This is a genomic window from Streptococcus oricebi (genome assembly GCF_017883985.1).
GTDB lineage: Bacteria > Bacillota > Bacilli > Lactobacillales > Streptococcaceae > Streptococcus > Streptococcus oricebi.
This window is the reverse complement of record NZ_PRDG01000002.1, coordinates 337,526-350,460: the sequence shown is the minus strand read 5'-3', so window position 1 is coordinate 350,460 and position 12,935 is coordinate 337,526. Positions and strand designations below refer to the sequence as shown.

The 12,935-nt window shown below is 43.3% G+C and carries 9 protein-coding genes; all 9 read right to left on the bottom strand.

Going from position 1 to position 12,935, the window contains the following annotated elements; all coding sequences use genetic code 11:
* Nucleotides 1-3: 3 nt before the first annotated feature.
* A complete protein-coding gene (locus C4K46_RS04320) occupies nucleotides 4-378 on the bottom strand; it encodes a DUF1149 family protein (protein WP_209627648.1) in 375 nt (124 codons plus the stop codon).
* Nucleotides 379-505: 127 nt separating this feature from the next.
* On the bottom strand, nucleotides 506-1,180 hold the full coding sequence (locus C4K46_RS04315) for a hypothetical protein (protein ID WP_209627647.1): 675 nt from the start codon (nucleotides 1,178-1,180) through the stop codon (nucleotides 506-508).
* Nucleotides 1,177-1,851 carry a hypothetical protein gene (locus C4K46_RS04310; protein ID WP_209627646.1) on the bottom strand — a complete coding sequence of 225 codons (675 nt, stop codon included), beginning with the start codon at nucleotides 1,849-1,851 and terminating at the stop codon, nucleotides 1,177-1,179. Before C4K46_RS04310 ends, C4K46_RS04315 begins: the two co-directional genes overlap by 4 nt.
* Nucleotides 1,841-2,938, bottom strand: a complete 1,098-nt coding sequence (locus tag C4K46_RS04305; protein WP_209627645.1) for a hypothetical protein — start codon at nucleotides 2,936-2,938, stop codon at nucleotides 1,841-1,843. The genes C4K46_RS04310 and C4K46_RS04305 overlap by 11 nt, the downstream gene beginning before the upstream one ends.
* A 279-nt stretch (nucleotides 2,939-3,217) precedes the next feature.
* Nucleotides 3,218-5,170, bottom strand: coding sequence for a PTS fructose transporter subunit IIABC (locus tag C4K46_RS04300; protein ID WP_209627644.1), 1,953 nt, complete (start codon nucleotides 5,168-5,170; stop codon nucleotides 3,218-3,220).
* Nucleotides 5,167-6,078 (bottom strand): 1-phosphofructokinase, encoded by a 912-nt coding sequence (gene pfkB, locus C4K46_RS04295; protein WP_209627643.1) that lies wholly within the window; start codon nucleotides 6,076-6,078, stop codon nucleotides 5,167-5,169. The genes C4K46_RS04300 and pfkB overlap by 4 nt, the downstream gene beginning before the upstream one ends.
* The gene (locus C4K46_RS04290) at nucleotides 6,075-6,818 is read right to left on the bottom strand and encodes a DeoR/GlpR family DNA-binding transcription regulator (protein ID WP_209627792.1); all 744 of its coding nucleotides are present in this window, start codon (nucleotides 6,816-6,818) and stop codon (nucleotides 6,075-6,077) included. Before C4K46_RS04290 ends, pfkB begins: the two co-directional genes overlap by 4 nt.
* A 263-nt stretch (nucleotides 6,819-7,081) precedes the next feature.
* Complete coding sequence (locus C4K46_RS04285; protein ID WP_209627642.1) at nucleotides 7,082-9,445, bottom strand: CAP domain-containing protein; 2,364 nt, start codon at nucleotides 9,443-9,445, stop codon at nucleotides 7,082-7,084.
* Nucleotides 9,446-9,755: 310 nt separating this feature from the next.
* Nucleotides 9,756-12,935, bottom strand: a complete 3,180-nt coding sequence (gene carB, locus C4K46_RS04280) for a carbamoyl-phosphate synthase large subunit (RefSeq protein WP_209627641.1) — start codon at nucleotides 12,933-12,935, stop codon at nucleotides 9,756-9,758.

Genomic DNA, 12,935 nt, shown 5'->3' with positions numbered 1-12,935 from the left:
CTTTTAAAACTCCAAATTGATGCCCGGTAAATCAAGGGCAATTTCTGTTACTTCATAGGTCAAGCGGTTAAGCATGGCGAGGCTAGGAGCCGCTAGCTCCTCTACTTCCTCTTGAGAAAATTCACTAGGCTCATCAACGATGCGACCGATAATATGGTTGACCTGAGAAATGACACCACTAACGACAAAAGCTTCAAAAACAATCATGTAGTTTAAAATCACCACGATAGAGGTAGCTTGATTTTCCTCATCCCGATTGATTAGTTGAAAATTAACATCTACCTTGGTTTCAGGTGTTCCATTTTCTTTTTCCCATTCAAAATTGCGAGCGTCGTAATGATACTGACTCACAAACTCTTTTTCACGATGTAGTTCCATTCTAACTTTCTCCTAAAATTAAGCGTTAGGAATATTATAGCATATTTTCAAAAGACTGACTACTCTTTCTTATGGCCATTTCCAAGCCCTTTGCCTACAAAATAAAAAGCTGGGCATAAAGCCCAGCCTAAGTAAAATGCTTCCTGTCTAGTTGTTTGCTTAAGTGTCTTTGGTAGAGGTCATTTAAGTCCAGCCCTACTATTAGCATAGCCGTCCAGATTAACATACTGGCAAACTCAACAAAGACATCTCGAAAATAAGAAATTTTATCATACTGTTTATAACTATGCTGTAAAAAGTGGATATACAGTGGTAGGACAATTTGCCAAAATAAGAAAATAGTTACAGCCAGTACCAACCAGTTTAACACTTTAAACCACCAAGTGCTGCAATACCAAGCATGTTCGCCTATTATCCCTTTTAAAAATTTATAATTATTGAATGGTCCTGCAAATAAAAGAAAGAAAAGTACTACCATTACTATTGGTGGACTGTAATATTCGCCAACAGTGACAATATGGTCGCTTTCGCTATATCCAGCCGGTGGCAAATCTTTCAAAATGAAGAAAGGAATAATAATGACAACGAGAAAGAAAGAGAGGTAAAAAAGAGAGGTTATTCCTTTTTCCCTCAATTTCAGGTAATCCTTATACTTTAGTATTTTAACAATCGCTCTCGAACGTCCAGCTGGATTTGTAGGCATATTTTTCTCTATTTCTTGACCGCAAGAAGGGCAGGCAACATAACCCTCCTCACGCTCAAAAAATTCATAGCGACATTTTTTATTGGGGCAAATCATCATTTAAAATACCGCCTGTCTAGTTTTCTGCTTAAGTGTCTTTGGTAGAGGTCTATTAAATCTAACTCAATCATAGCCAGACTAACATAAATCATAAGTATATAAAAATAGACGACTTTTTGTTCCATATTTGCTGATGATAAACCGTGTTTAAGAAATTCCCCTAGATAATAGTTATAAAAATAGGGAATAAACGTCTTAAACAGAGCAAAAATCGTTAAGCCGTAGACGAACCATTTGAATAATTTACATTTGAAAGTACTGAGATACCAAGCGTCCTCTCCAATTGTTTTCCTTATAAATTTATAATTATTTGTAGATTGAGAAAATATAAGCATTAAAAAAGAGGGGATAATATATACACTACTCCGTGCTGCTCTATTTAAAAAATAATCGCGGAAACCATAGGAATAGCGTGGCGCATAGGTTAAAATCGCAATAATAAATACTATACAAAATAGGGTGATTGTTATGATTATAAGTGTTTTCTCAAGTTTTAAAAACTTCCGAAAAGCCAGCATTTTTACAATCGCTTCAGATCTTCTCGCTGGATTTGTGGGCATATTTTCCTTTATTTCCTGACCGCAAGAAGGGCAGGCAACATAGCCCTTCTCACGCTCAAAAAATTCATAGCGACATTTTTTATTGGGGCAAATCATATTTCTAGAAACCATAGGCTCTCAACATTCGATTTCCTACTCGCAAACCATTGTATTGGATTAAGGAAACAAACCACACTTTATCATATAAATCTTTAATCATATATGGATAAAAAACGAGCGCCGAGATACCCATAGAAGAAAAAATATCTCCAATACCACCGCTACCTATCCCAACTGCAACTAGCATAGCACAAAGAGCATCATTCATATTATCTGTTGCCATTTTGTCATAATTTGCATTTGATAAATTATTTTTTAAATTATCTACAAATGCTTTTGGATTGTTTTCTTCATTAAGAAGAGAAGCGACTAATTTTATTCTGTCTCTCATTTCCTCAACACTACCATCTATCTCCTTTATAATGTCAACTATTTTCTTTAAAAAAGATCTGACTGTTGTTATTTGAGTTAATTCATCAATTTCCTTTAACCACTTTCTTGAATTATACATACTTACTACGCCCTTAGTAAACTCAAAAACTTTATCAGAATTTCTTGTATGTTTCAAATAGGTATCATAAGTGTTTCTATCATCGTTAGTTATCCAAGCACTGAAGTAAACATCATCTGAAATACTTTTATCTACAATAAAAGAAGGACCTGTTTTTATATCTACATAATGGGACATGAACATATACTTGGTTTCTTGGATAAGGTCCTTGGCATTATAATCCCTCTTTTGATTTAAAGATGCCATTTCCCAAGCATAAGCCCAAAGACTAGCATCGTTTTTAGATTCTGCACTTAATTTAGGCTTTTCAGGGTCTTCAAAGACTTTTTCCCAATCTGTAGCAGAAGTTACTGAAGGTTGAGAAGAAATACTACTTCTATCTGTTGTAGATGATGATTTTGAAGATGTAATTAAATACTCTTTTAATCCTTCATAAAAAGCCGAATCTTTTTGTGGTAATTTTTGTAAATCACCCAAATTTATTCCAAGAGGTTCTAATATTTTATTGATTTCTAATATCTCTGCCATGACCTCTGTCGCATAATCTATATCTGACATTTCATTCTGAGTTTCAGCAGCATAAGCCACCGGTTGAAAATTGACTAATAGTAATAAGATAGATAAAATTAAACTAATTATTTTTTTCATGATATAAACTCCCTTTCTGATTTTAATCATTTATAGACTAAATTTAATAAAAAAATCTTTAATATACTATAACTTTCATCACCCCTTACTTTATTTCCCTATGACCTTTCGTAATTCAACAAAAAACAACCTCACTCCTTTCTTTTATAATCACAAGTTTATTATAACATGAAACCGCTTACAAATAAATATATTTTATAGACAACTTTTTCTTTTCTGTTCAAAAGTGTCTATTTTTAGCAAAAAAAATCCCCACCAAAGTGAGGATTGAGTCATTTCTTATTTGTCTAATGGCTTGCGCAAGTAACCAAAGAGGATACCGCTGACAACTGCTCCGACTAGAACAAAGAGCAAGTAAAGGAGGGGATTAGTTGTTAGACCGATAACGAAGATACCACCGTGTGGCGCCATGAGTTTGATACCAGCAAGACCAACCAAGGCACCTGTCAGAGCAGAACCAGCAACGAAACTTGGAATAGCACGACCTGGGTCAGCTGCACCAAATGGAATGGCACCTTCTGTAATGAAGGACAGACCCATAACGATATTGGTGATACCAGAGTTACGTTCTTCTTCGGTGAATTTATTTTTAAAGAGCAGGGTTGCGACAAAGACCGCAAGCGGTGGAACCATACCACCAGCCATAACGGCTGCCATAACAACTGAACCACCAGTTGAGACAGTTGCTGCCAAAGTACCCGTACCAAAGATGTAGGCTGCCTTATTGAAAGGACCACCCATATCAATGGCCATCATCCCACCAACTACAAGTCCTAGAAGGACAGCTGATGTTCCACTTAAACTTTCCAGGAAACCGTTCAAACCAGTATTGATAGCTGCCATTGGAATGTTAACCGCTAGCATCAGGAAGCCGGTAACAGCTGTACCAAGAAGTGGGTAGAGTAGGATTGACTTGATACCTTCGAGAGATTTTGGCAAGCCTTTGAGGGCTTTCTTAAGGAAATTAACCGCATAACCAGCCAGGAAACCACCGACAAGGGCTCCAAGGAAACCTGAAGGAACTCCTGCAAGGGCCATGCTAGCTTTTCCACCTGCTGCAAAGGGAACCTTACCAAAGGCTGCACCAGACGCTGCTAAAGCACCCGCTACAAAACCAGGAGCAAGACCAGGTTTCTCAGCAATAGAGTAGGCAATGTAACCTGCAAGAACTGGAAGCATAAAGCCAAAGGCTGCACCACCAATGCTCTTAAAGAGGGCTGCAATTTCATGGTAGCTACCGAGCTGACTGAGTTGGTCCTTAGGTACACCCATAAATTGGTCAAAGAGGAAGGCCAGGGCAATCAAGATACCACCACCGATAACAAATGGCAACATTTGACTAACACCACTCATCAAGTGTTTATAAAGACCGGCACCAGCTGAAGAGCTTGTTGAAGCAGCTGCTTCCTTGTGGCTGGCATGGTAAACAGGTGCTTGACCAGAAAGTGCTAAATCAATCAATTCTTGAGTTTTTCTGATACCGTCTGCAACAGGGCGCTGTACCAATGGTTTACCGTCGAAACGTTCCATTTCTACTGCCTTGTCAGCCGCTACGATAACTCCCTTGGCTTTAGCAATGTCTTCTGCTGTCAATTGATTGCCAATACCGCTAGCACCATTGGTTTCAACCTTGATACCAACTCCCATTTCCGCTGCTACTTTTTGCAGGGCTTCTTGGGCCATATAGGTATGGGCAATCCCTGTTGTACAAGCTGTAACTGCTACCAGGAAGTCGCCTCCCTCAGCAGCTGGCTCAACAGTTGCAGGTTCTTCTGCTTTTTCTTCAGCGCTATCAAAGAGTGCAAGTACTTCGTCTGGTGAAGTCACTTGACGTAGTTTTTCAGCAAAACCGTCTTTCATCAGATACTGAGACAATTCAGCAAGGGCTGCCAAGTGGGTATCGTTAGCGCCCTCTGGTGCTGCAATCATAAAGAAGAGATCAGTTGGCTGACCGTCCAAGCTCTCATAGTCCACGCCCTTATTGGATTTGGCAAAGAGAACGGTCGCTTCTTTGACTGCTGCATTTTTACTGTGGGGCATAGCGATTCCGTCTCCCAGACCTGTTGAGGTCAGGGCTTCACGAGCTAGAATTCCTTCTTTAAAAGCTGCAAAGTCAGTCACATAACCCTGGTCGCTTAATTTTTGAATCATTTCCTCGATTACAGCGGTCTTTTCAGTCGCTTGTAAATCCAACAACATGACATCTTTTTTTAGTAAATCTTGAATTTTCATAGTTTTTCTACCTCGACTTTTTCATAAATTTCTTTGATATAGGCTGCAGTGGCCAAGTCATCTGAGAAGGTGGTTGCCGTACCGCAAGCCACTCCCCACTTAAAGGCTTCAAGGACATCTCCTGTTTGGACTAATTTCCCTGTAAAGCCAGCCACCATTGAGTCTCCTGCCCCGACAGAGTTTTTCACCTGTCCCTTAATCGGTTGGGCAAAGTAGGAGGCTTCCTTGGTAACCAAGAGGGCACCGTCACCGGCCATAGAGATAATCACCTGTTGGGCTCCTTGCTCCAAGAGTTGGCGAGCATACTTTTCGATGTCTGGCAATTCTGTCAGAGTCACCCCGAAAATATCGCCCAGTTCATGATTATTAGGTTTGACCAAGACTGGCTCAAAGGCTAGCGAGTCGATGAGGGTCTGTCCCTCAAAGTCACAGACCACCTGTGCCCCTGTCTGCCTAGTCAACTCAATCAATTCCTTATAGATAGCATTTCCTAGATTTTTCGGGCTGCTACCCGCAAATACAACGGTATCTGCTGCCGTAAGAGCAGCTAGAATCTTCTTTAAACCATCTAGCTCTGCTGGGCTAATAGTAGGGCCAGCTCCATTGATTTCTGTCTCGGCGTCAGCCTTGATTTTGACATTGATCCGGGTATCTTCTGCTACCTGAACAAAGTCGCCTGCGATCCCTTCGCTAGCTAAGATGTCGGTGATGAATTTACCAGTAAAGCCGCCGATAAAACCGGTCGCCTTACTATCGATATCCAAGCGTTTGAGAACCCGACTAACGTTGATTCCCTTACCACCGGCAAATTTATCATCGCTATCCATGCGATTGACACTTCCGACCTTGACCTCGTCTAGGCGGACGATGTAGTCAATTGAGGGATTGAGTGTAACCGTATAAATCATACTTCGATAACCTCCGTTTTTTCTTTCAACTTAGCAATCAAATCCAATCTGCTCCCGTTGGTGATGAGACTGGCCCTTTTAAGGGGGGCTACCTTGACAAAGGAAGTCTGACCAAGCTTAGAACTATCTGCCAAAACATAGGTTTTTTGGGCATTTTCTAAGATGGCCCGCTTGATGGCTCCTTCTTCCATATCTGGAGTTGTAAAGAAGTCTTGATCGACTCCATTCATCCCCAGAAAGGCCTTGTCAAAGTTTAGTTGACCAATTTGATTGAGAGCGACACCACCGATACTGGCATCGGTAGATCTTTTTACTAATCCTCCGATAATGACCGTTGGTATATTTTTTTCAACTAGAGTTGTCGCATGGTGAATCGAATTAGTCACAACCGTTATCTTCGGATTGTTCAGAAATTGGAGCATGAGCTCCGTTGTCGTTCCTGCATCAACAAAAATCACCTCATAATCCTGAATCAGGCTGACCGCCCGGCTGGCAATCAGCTTCTTAGACCGAATGTTTTTGATAGATTTTTCTTGATTGCTCTCCTCCTCCTGCAAAGAGTGGAGGCTTTGGGCACCACCATGGACCCGCCTCAGCTTATGCTCGCTCTCCAATTCATCCAAATCCCTGCGGACAGTAGACTCGGATGTCTGTAAGATTTGGACTAGACTTTCTAGTGAAACAATCTGATCGCGGTTGACTTCCTCTAAAATCACCTGCTTGCGCTCTGATTTTAAGATAAAAATCACTCCTTCTGCAATCGTTTACAGATTCTATTATACAGAAAAATCTGATAAAGTCAAGCACTTTCTGCCAAAAACTTCCAAAAAACTCCAAATTCTTTCTTTACTAAAATAGAGTTCCTGAAGAAGAGATGCTAAGAATTGATAGGCCATTCATAAAAACAGGCTCAAGCTAACCTTTTTACAAATCTAGCATTTCGCTAGCCAGCAAACTTGGCCAAGAAAAAACTTACCCTGCTATTTGCAAGGTAAGTCTATTTTTAATCTTGACGGCGACGTTTGCCAGCCGCTAGTCCCAGGAGACCAAGGGCCATACCTGCCAAGCCTAATTGGCTAGCCTGGCTACCAGTTGCTGGCAACTGCTTAGCAGTTACTTCTGGGTTTACCATGGCTTGACCTTGGTAGGTTCCTCCCTTAGCTAGGGCTAATTGCTCAGCCTGAGCCTTGAGATTTTGGTTTTCTGTTTGAACGAATCCAGCCTGGTTAGGATCTCCTTGAGCTGCCCCCTGTCCTAACGACTGAGGAGCGGCTGCCAAGGCTGCACGATCATTTAATTTAGCTTCCAAGTCCTTGTACTGGCCGTCCAGTTTACTAAAGACTGTTTGGTAAATAGATAATTGAATTTGCTCTTCCTTCAAGAGGGCCTCTTTTTCAGCTAGATTTTCTTGAGCTGTTTTGAGGTTTTCTTGGGCTAAGGCCAGGGTTTGCGGAGCATTGGTCAAGGACAAGAGTTTATCCTTGGCTGCTGCTAGGACTGCCTTGGCTCCATCTAAATCTGCTTGGGCCTTGTCCAACTTGGCTTGAGCAGTCTCATGAATGCTGACTAGTTGAGCCAAACGATCCTTTTCTTGCTTCAATTTATCCTGACTAGCTTTCAGGGCTTCCTCTTTAGGAGCCAGACTAGCTGAAATCTTATCCTTGGCCAGATTGAGCTGGTTTTGCTTAGCCGCTAAGTTTTGTTGAGCCAGGGCCAAGGTATTTTTGGCATCAGCTACGGCTTGGCGGGCATTGCTTAAGTTTTGAGCTTGATTTTGAATATTGGCCTTCAAATCAGCCAACTGGTGATTGAGGATATTTAGGCTAACTTCTTGGTTGGTCTTTTGAACATTAAGGGCTGCCAACTCATTTTTGAGATTGGTAAGGGCTGGATTAACTGCACCTGCCGCACCATTTCTCAATAGGTTTTCAAAGTCAGCCACAGTCATCAAGGTCCCATTGTTGATGCGTTCTGCTAGATTACGGATATTGTGGAAACCAACCTCTGCTGTTCCATTTGTTTGGCTGAACTGGTTGGGATGGTTATTATAGGCTGCTGAAATTGCAGTCGCCTTATTGTCCATCATCTGCACATAATGACCGATTTTCGCAAAGGTAGCAGCTCCAACCTTGGAGTAAATATCGTTGGCATCAAGCTGTCTCTCGTCTGTTGGTAGGCCATGCTGGGCTGCAACTTGCTGATAGAGGGCTTTTTCCCGATGCCAGAAGTCCACCGCTCCTTGCGGAGTGAAGGAAATGGCTACATTTTCATTAGCAAAATACTTGGCATCATGCCAACCCTTAGCCTCAAATAAGAGGGCTTGGATTTGACTTTGAACATTGGCATAAGGGTCTACATAGAGCTCATGCAAGCCAGCCTGACGGCGGTGGGCATTGATGGCCTTAACCATTTCCAGAGCCTTGAGGTTGTTTTCCAAGGTCGCTGCACTGCTAGCACCTGTATCAACATTGACCCCTTCTCTGCTAGCATTCGCATAGGTCTCAAGAGCCTTGTTTGCTGCTTCTCGAATAGCCTGAGTTGCCCCGTTATTCTTGGCACTTTCTAGGAAACCTTGGTAGTTGCCATTGGCAAATGTAACAGAACTAGCTGGTTGGCTTTTTTCCAGTTCAGATACTTGAGCTTGCTTAGCTGCTAGGCTTTCCTTGGTTTGATTCAAGTCCTTATCGGCCTGGGCAACCTTGGCTTCTAGGTCTTTTTGAGCGGCACTTTGGTCGCTAGTCGCTTGAGCTTGCTCTAGTTGACCTTCCTTAGCTGCTAGATTTTCTTGGGCTTGGCTCTCTTGCTTTTGAGCTTCTGCTAACTCCGCTTCTTCTCTAGCAATCGGTGCCTTGGCTTCATTTACTTCCTTTTGAGCCATGTCTACCAAGGATTGTTGGCCGGCCACTTTATTTTCTTGCTCTTTGACATCTGCTTGGGCCGCTTCTTCAGCTTCCTTGGCTGTTTGGACGTCTGCTTCTTTTTGAGCAACTTCTTCTTGGGCAGCCTTGATGTCAGACTCAGCCTTGTCCATATTTTCAGCTGTCGCTTCTGCTTGGAGGGCTTGGGCCTGAGCAACTTGCTCTTCTGCTTGCTCCTTAGCAGCCTTAGCTTCATCGACTTCTTTTTGGGCTTCTTCTGTTGCCTTTGTTTGCTCCTTGACCTGCACATTAGCAGCATCTAGGTGGACCTTAGAGACTTCAAGATCAGCCTCTGTAACTGGCTTTTCAGTTACCTCAGTCGTTTTAGGCTCTTTCTTACTTTCCTTACTTAAGTCATCAGCCTTGACCTGATGAGTCAGGCTACCTGAAATAATAGTCGTTGCGGCAATCCCCGTTGCAACAACGGATTTACCTAGTTTCTTTTCCATTGAGTTTCTCCCCTCGCTTCTTAAATATTTTTTACATAGAAATATATTTTTTATTTTTTCCATACGCTACTATTTTATCACTAATTGGCCTTAATGTTTAGAGGAAAAGCATGACTTTTTTATAGAAATTAGATTACAGTTCTGTAACTTTCTTATATGAGGAGACTCTGTCCAGGAAACTAAGAGGCTGGTCAAAGTCAGATTTAGACTCTTTTTCTAGTTTACTAGTATCAGAAAAGGCATGAAAGCAGACTTTCTATGTCTAGGATTTCATGCCTTTGGCTTATCTAGGACTTGTTTCTTAGCCCCTCTAAAGATTTTCAGTGATAAAGGTTTGGCTGTCCACCACCTTCAGGATAGCTCTCAGGGTATCTAGAGAGGTGAAGAGGGGGATACTGTGGCTAATCGCTGACTGGCGAATCAATTGGCCATGCACATCACTAGTGCGTTTGTTTCCTACTGTATTCACAATGGCCTGGACCTTCCCTGCCTGGACAAAGGCTGGAATATCTCGCTTGCTAGGTCCGCCGATTTTTTCTAGACTTTCTACTTCCAGCCCCTTGTCTCTAAAGAATTTTGCTGTTCCTTGAGTGGCTAAAATGCCATAACCAAGATTAGAAAAATTCTGGGCCAGACCAAAAGCTTCTTTCTTATTATCATCTGCAATAGTAAAGACGATATTTCCAAAGCTGGGTAGGTGGAGGTAGCTGGCTTCAAAGACCTTGTAGAGGGCCTTCTCCAAGCTACGGTCGCTCCCCATGACCTCACCTGTTGATTTCATTTCTGGTCCGAGGAGACTATCTACCTTGGCTAGCTTGGTGAAGGAAAAGACGGGCGCCTTGATGTGAACGAGGGAACTTTCTGGATAGAGGCCGCCTTGGTAGCCCAAGTCTGCTAACTTCTGGCCTAATATCAGCTTGGTTGCTAGTTGAGCCATGGGCAGATTGGTCACCTTGGATAAGAAGGGCACTGTCCGACTGGCCCGCGGATTGACCTCAATCACATAAACATCCTGGTCCTTGATAACAAACTGGATATTCATCATGCCGACACAGTTGAGGCTGAGGGCTAGGCGCTTGGTATAGTCCACAATCTTGTCCTTAACTGTAGCTGATAGATTTTGGGGTGGGTACACAGCCATGGAATCTCCTGAGTGGACTCCGGCCCGCTCGATATGTTCCATAATTCCTGGGATAAGAACCTCTTGGCCGTCAGAAATGGCATCTACTTCGCATTCCCTACCGACAATATAGGAGTCAATTAAGATAGGGTGGTCAGGACTAGCCTTGACAGCTGTCCGCATATAGTTGAGGAGGTCCTCTTCATTTTCAACGATTTCCATGGCCCGTCCACCGAGAACGAAGGAGGGTCTCACTAGGACAGGGAAGGCTACCGCCCGGGCAGCAGCCAGGGCTTCCTCCTCGTTGGTGGCGGTTTGGCCTGGCGGCTGCGGAATTGCCAGCTCTTTTAAGACTTGCTCAAAGAGCTTGCGGTCCTCGGCACGATTCAAGTCGGCTACTTGGGTACCAAGAATGGGCACCCCGGCCTCCTCTAAATCCTCTGCCAAATTGATAGCAGTCTGGCCACCGAACTGAAGAATAACGCCCTTAGGCTTTTCCAAGTCAACTACATTCATGACATCTTCCAAGGTCAGGGGCTCAAAATAGAGCTTGTCAGAAATGGAAAAGTCGGTAGAGACGGTCTCAGGATTGCTATTCATGATAATGGCCTCATAGCCGGCAGCCTGAATGGCCTTGACCGAATGGACCGTCGCATAGTCAAATTCTATTCCTTGGCCAATCCGAATGGGGCCTGAGCCCAAGACCAAAACAGACTCTTTGTCCGACCTGTGAGATTCATTTTCAAAGGCATAGGTCGAATAGAAATAAGGGGTTTGGCTTTCAAATTCGGCTGCACAGGTATCGACCATTTTAAAGACCGGAAGGAGCTTATTGGCCAGCCTCAAGTCTCTGACTTCTGCTACTGTCATCTGCCAAAGCTGGGCAATCTTCTGGTCAGAAAAACCGTAACCTTTGGCTGTCTGTAAAAGCTCCACATCATAGGGGGCTTGAGCCAATTCTCTTTCCAGCTCAACGATATGTAAGAGCTTGTCCAAAAAGAAGACATCAATCTTGGTTAGTCGAGCTAGCTTCTCAATATCATATCCCCTTCTAATAGCTTCTGAAAGGTAGAAAAGGCGGTCATCCTGGGCTTTAACGATTTTTTCAAGCAACTGGTCTTCTGGCACCTGCTCTAAGTCCGCCAGCTCATTATGAATAAGACCATTTTCCAAGGAACGACAGGCCTTAAGTAGGCTCTCCTCAATCGTTCGCCCGATAGCCATAACTTCTCCAGTTGCCTTCATCTGAGTTCCTAGATGGCGCTCCCCATGCTCAAACTTATCAAAGGGAAAACGGGGAATCTTAGCGACCACATAGTCTAGGGCAGGCTCAAACATGGCATAGCTTTTTCCGGTAACTGGATTGAGCATCTCGTCTAAGGTCAAGCCGACAGCGATTTTAGCTGCTAGCTTGGCAATGGGATAGCCAGTTGCCTTGGAGGCCAAGGCCGAGGAGCGGGATACCCGTGGATTGACCTCAATCACATAGTATTTAAAACTTTGGGGGTCCAGGGCTAGCTGAACATTACAGCCGCCCTCGATTTTAAGAGCTCGAATGATTTTGAGACTGGCGTCTCGAAGCATTTGATACTCATAGTCAGATAAGGTCTGGCTAGGAGCAAAGACGATGGAATCGCCTGTATGGATACCGACCGGATCGAAATTTTCCATATTGCAGACCACCAGGGCATTATCTGCCGAATCCCGCATCACCTCATACTCAATCTCTTTAAAACCAGCAATGGAGCGCTCCAGCAAACATTGCGTTACTGGTGATAATTTGAGGCCATTTTCGACAATCTCGCTCAGCTCCTGCTCATTCTCGCAGATACCGCCACCCGTTCCACCTAGAGTAAAGGCTGGACGAACAATGAGCGGATAACCAATCTGGGCCGCAAAGTCCAAGGCTTGCTCAACTGTATGGACAATTTCTGATTCGGGAATAGGCTGATCCAGGCTTTCCATAAGACGTTTAAAGAGGTCCCGATCTTCGGCCTGGTCAATAGCAGATAATTTGGTCCCCAAAAGTTCGATACCTAGCTCTTCTAGCAGGCCTGCTTGGGATAATTCCATGGCCATATTGAGGCCTGTTTGTCCGCCTAATGTAGGTAAAAGAGCGTCAGGACGCTCTTTTCTAAGAATACGACTTACAAATTCTAAGGTCAAGGGCTCGAGATAGACCTTGTCGGCAACTTCCTTATCGGTCATAATCGTTGCTGGATTAGAATTGATTAAAATGACCTTATAGCCCTCTTCCTTCAAGGCTAGACAGGCCTGGGTCCCGGCATAGTCAAATTCGGCTGCTTGGCCGATAACAATCGGTCCAGACCCAATCACTACAATCTTTTTGATATCATTACGCTTTGGCAT

Bases quoted from the DNA above. Each gene is read 5' to 3' on its own strand.
- C4K46_RS04320 (WP_209627648.1), bottom strand. From the start codon at position 378: ATGGAACTACATCGTGAAAAAGAGTTTGTGAGTCAGTATCATTACGAC.
- C4K46_RS04315 (WP_209627647.1), bottom strand. From the start codon at position 1,180: ATGATGATTTGCCCCAATAAAAAATGTCGCTATGAATTTTTTGAGCGT.
- C4K46_RS04310 (WP_209627646.1), bottom strand. From the start codon at position 1,851: ATGGTTTCTAGAAATATGATTTGCCCCAATAAAAAATGTCGCTATGAA.
- C4K46_RS04305 (WP_209627645.1), bottom strand. From the start codon at position 2,938: ATGAAAAAAATAATTAGTTTAATTTTATCTATCTTATTACTATTAGTC.
- C4K46_RS04300 (WP_209627644.1), bottom strand. From the start codon at position 5,170: ATGAAAATTCAAGATTTACTAAAAAAAGATGTCATGTTGTTGGATTTA.
- pfkB (WP_209627643.1), bottom strand. From the start codon at position 6,078: ATGATTTATACGGTTACACTCAATCCCTCAATTGACTACATCGTCCGC.
- C4K46_RS04285 (WP_209627642.1), bottom strand. From the start codon at position 9,445: ATGGAAAAGAAACTAGGTAAATCCGTTGTTGCAACGGGGATTGCCGCA.
- carB (WP_209627641.1), bottom strand. From the start codon at position 12,935: ATGCCAAAGCGTAATGATATCAAAAAGATTGTAGTGATTGGGTCTGGA.